3 protein-coding genes are annotated in these 3,245 nt (G+C 38.7%); 1 reads left to right on the plus strand and 2 read right to left on the minus strand.

Annotated elements, in window-relative coordinates; translation table 11 throughout:
• The first annotated feature begins 163 nt into the window (after nucleotides 1–163).
• Nucleotides 164–1,387, plus strand: coding sequence for an IS110 family transposase (locus V7150_RS14885; RefSeq protein ID WP_335519662.1), 1,224 nt, complete (start codon nucleotides 164–166; stop codon nucleotides 1,385–1,387).
• Nucleotides 1,388–1,525: 138 nt separating this feature from the next.
• Here V7150_RS14885 and V7150_RS14890 read toward each other — a convergent pair whose 3' ends face one another.
• Both V7150_RS14890 and V7150_RS14895 read right to left on the minus strand, forming a co-directional pair.
• On the minus strand, nucleotides 1,526–1,999 hold the full coding sequence (locus tag V7150_RS14890; protein WP_335519665.1) for a DinB family protein: 474 nt from the start codon (nucleotides 1,997–1,999) through the stop codon (nucleotides 1,526–1,528).
• A gap of 140 nt (nucleotides 2,000–2,139) precedes the next feature.
• On the minus strand, nucleotides 2,140–2,637 hold the full coding sequence (locus tag V7150_RS14895; protein WP_335519668.1) for a kinase: 498 nt from the start codon (nucleotides 2,635–2,637) through the stop codon (nucleotides 2,140–2,142).
• Between the last annotated feature and the right edge of the window lie 608 nt (nucleotides 2,638–3,245).

Raw genomic sequence — 3,245 nt, forward strand, 5'->3', positions numbered from 1 at the left:
TGAACTATGGTGCGTTAGAGCCCATCCGTTAGTCTGACTCCACCGACCACGGTGCACCACTGACTGTCGCTCCCTTACGGGAAGCACACATGGTAGATTAATCCTATTCTGGTTGTTGCACCAGCCTCTAATTATAATGATCGCCGTAGAAAGGATGTTTTCAATGGATATAGTCATTGAAAGAGCATGCGGTATGGATGTCCATAAGGACAATATTACTGCCTGTATTTTGACACCTGAAGGAAAGGAGATTCAAACGTTCTCTACTAAAACTGTATTTCTATTACAGTTGGTTGACTGGATTAAACAACATAATTGTACCCATGTCGCCATGGAAAGCACGAGTGTTTATTGGAAGCCGATTGTGAATTTACTTGAAGCTGAGGATATTAAGTTTTTAGTTGTGAATGCCCAACATATGAAGGCTGTTCCAGGACGAAAAACAGATGTGAAGGATGCAGAATGGATCGCCAAACTTCTTCGCCATGGACTACTTAAAGCCAGTTATATCCCTGACCGAAATCAACGTGAATTGCGTGAACTCGTTCGATATCGTCGAAGTATTATTGAGGAGCGTGCCAGACAACATAATCGAATCCAAAAAGTGTTAGAAGGCGCGAATATTAAGTTGGGATCTGTGGTTTCAGATGTGTTGGGTGTTTCAGCACGAGATATGCTTGATGCCATTGCCGATGGTGAAGAGGACCCTGAAAAACTAGCAAACTTCGCTCGACGCAGCATGAAGAAGAAGAAAGAAGAACTGGAACTCGCCCTAAAAGGCTATATCAATTCACATCAACGCCTCATGTTAAAAACCATTTTAGGTCATATTGATTTTCTTACTGAGCAAATCGAGATGCTTGATAAGGAAGTTGCGGACAGAGTCAGCTCTTATCAAGAGGATATATCACGATTGGATTCGATTCCTGGTATAGCGACTAGAATGGCTGAGCAAATTCTATCCGAAATTGGGACTGATGTGAAGAAACAATTCCCCACTGCAGCTCATATGTGTTCTTGGGCAGGATTAGTTCCTGGGCAAAATGAAAGTGCTGGAAAAAGAAAATCAGCCAAAACTAAAAAAGGAAATAAGTATTTAAGATCGGCGTTAACAGAAGCAGCTCATTCAGTAAGAGGATCCAAAAACTATCTCGGAGCACTGTATAGACGTACAGCATCCCGAAAGGGTAAGAAACGTGCTGGTATTGTAGTCGCTCACGCAATCTTACGTATCTCTTATTATCTCTTAACCCGAAAAGAAATGTATGTAGACTTAGGCGAAGACTACTTTGATAAACAGAGACAACAATCTATCGTTCGCCATTCACTGAGACGACTTGAAAGTTTAGGATACACCGTTACGTTAGAAGAACCTAAAGCATCTTGATCCAGTCACTTTCTAAACCATAGATCAATGAATTTGGCGCTCTCCCCTTTTTTTTAAAAATGAATGAGCTGCGTCCTCTTTAGTATTGCCTTTTTTCACTGAGTTAAAGAAGTTAATTTTCATGGTAGTTTAATTAGTTTAATAGGATTGGTTCTCTTGATATGCATTCTTTACCCGTTCCATTTGATCAAGGTGGTCGCGGACATGTTGCACTCTAAATTCCAGCAATTGCTTAAATGTGAACCGCACCTGATCGACATACACCCCCACTCGCTTGCTTTGTTCACTAGTTAGATGGTCCAGAATAGGCTGCATACTGGAACGTAGCAATTTGAAAAGAAGCAAATGCTGTTCACGGTCCACCAGATCATATCCCAAGTTATTAGCCCATGCGTCTTGGTCAAATGAAATCAGAATCGGCTCATCCTCCGCCAAGACTTTTTTTAGCCTAGATGTGGACGAGATCTCGGAATCCGTTACATGTATGAGGATTTGATGAATGCTCCATTTTTCCGGTGCGGGCTTGTAACGAAGCTCATCCTCGGTTAATCCTTCGATGGCTTCCCGAAGCAATGTGTATCCTAAGGCGTACTCCTTAATTAACTCCTCCAATTCAATACCTCCTATTTTCAAGTAGTGCTTATTAAAATACCAATAAATATAAATTCTTGTTTTTGGGTAAGAATCCTTTTATTTTTTCTTCAACGTTAGAGTTGAAGAAGAAAATTAGTATTTCAAACCAATCGGAATAATTACTCTTGTAGTTGATTTAAAATTAGTTTCAATACATCGTTTTGTGACATATCATTAGTCAAAATCATTTCTCCATCCACGCCAAGATAATCGTTTGGCTTCCACCAGGCACGCAAAGAATCTTCTCCGAATTCCATCTTTTTCGAACTAGAGTTGTGGCGTATGACTGTTTCCTCAAAGGATAAATCAAAATAATAAGTATATGTCTTATGGTTAAAGAACTGGATTAAGTTATTCAGCATTTGACCATAACGATTTTTATACAAGATTCCTTCCACAATAACAAATTCACATTTATCTTTACCGTATTCTGCGATTTGGCGAATCAAATCAATTGAAAGGTTTCCTTCTCTATCGTTAACCTTCAACATTTCACGGCGAACGGTGTCCTGAGAAACCAAGAGCGTTCCATTCCCCAAATGATTTTGAAGATTTTTTGCAGTCGTTGTTTTTCCACTCCCAGAGTTTCCTCGTATGATAATTAGCTTAGATTCCATATTCTCCACCTACGCATCCAAATTACCTTCTATTTATAATCTACCATTGGTAATAACAACATTTTCTTACATTTAATGCATTCGATATAGAATTTAATTATTCCTTCTTCCACTCCCTTTAGCGAGCATTCGTAAGAAAAAGCTATTAAACTGAGGGAGTGGAACAAGGAAAAGGGCTACCGCAGCAACCCAATCTTGAACTATTGCAGCCATATAGTTTAAGTACAAAGGTAATTTAATTCCTAATTATGTCATTAAAGAAATACAATCCAAATCCCAATACATAAATAAGAATGAATATCGTCCACTTTGTATAATACCAGCCCTTTATTCTTTCAATAACCAACCAGAAAAAGAAGATTGTAAAAACACATATCCCCAATGAAGTCCATATATTCCGATATTCGATAGGAAGTAATTCAGCTAATACATAAAAACTCCCTATGAAATATAAAGCGATTGGGGGCTCTTTCCTTTTATATTTTTCAGTCCTTTTTTCGAGTACTTTCATTACCTTTGAACACCTCAAACGTCATATGATTAACCTATAATTCTGCATTTTGAGTAAGGAATCCTTCTTCCACTAACCTGCCCGTTAGCCATCCATG

The sequence above is a fragment of the Neobacillus drentensis genome (genome assembly GCF_036965245.1).
Classification (GTDB): Bacteria; Bacillota; Bacilli; order Bacillales; family Cytobacillaceae; genus Neobacillus; species Neobacillus drentensis_G.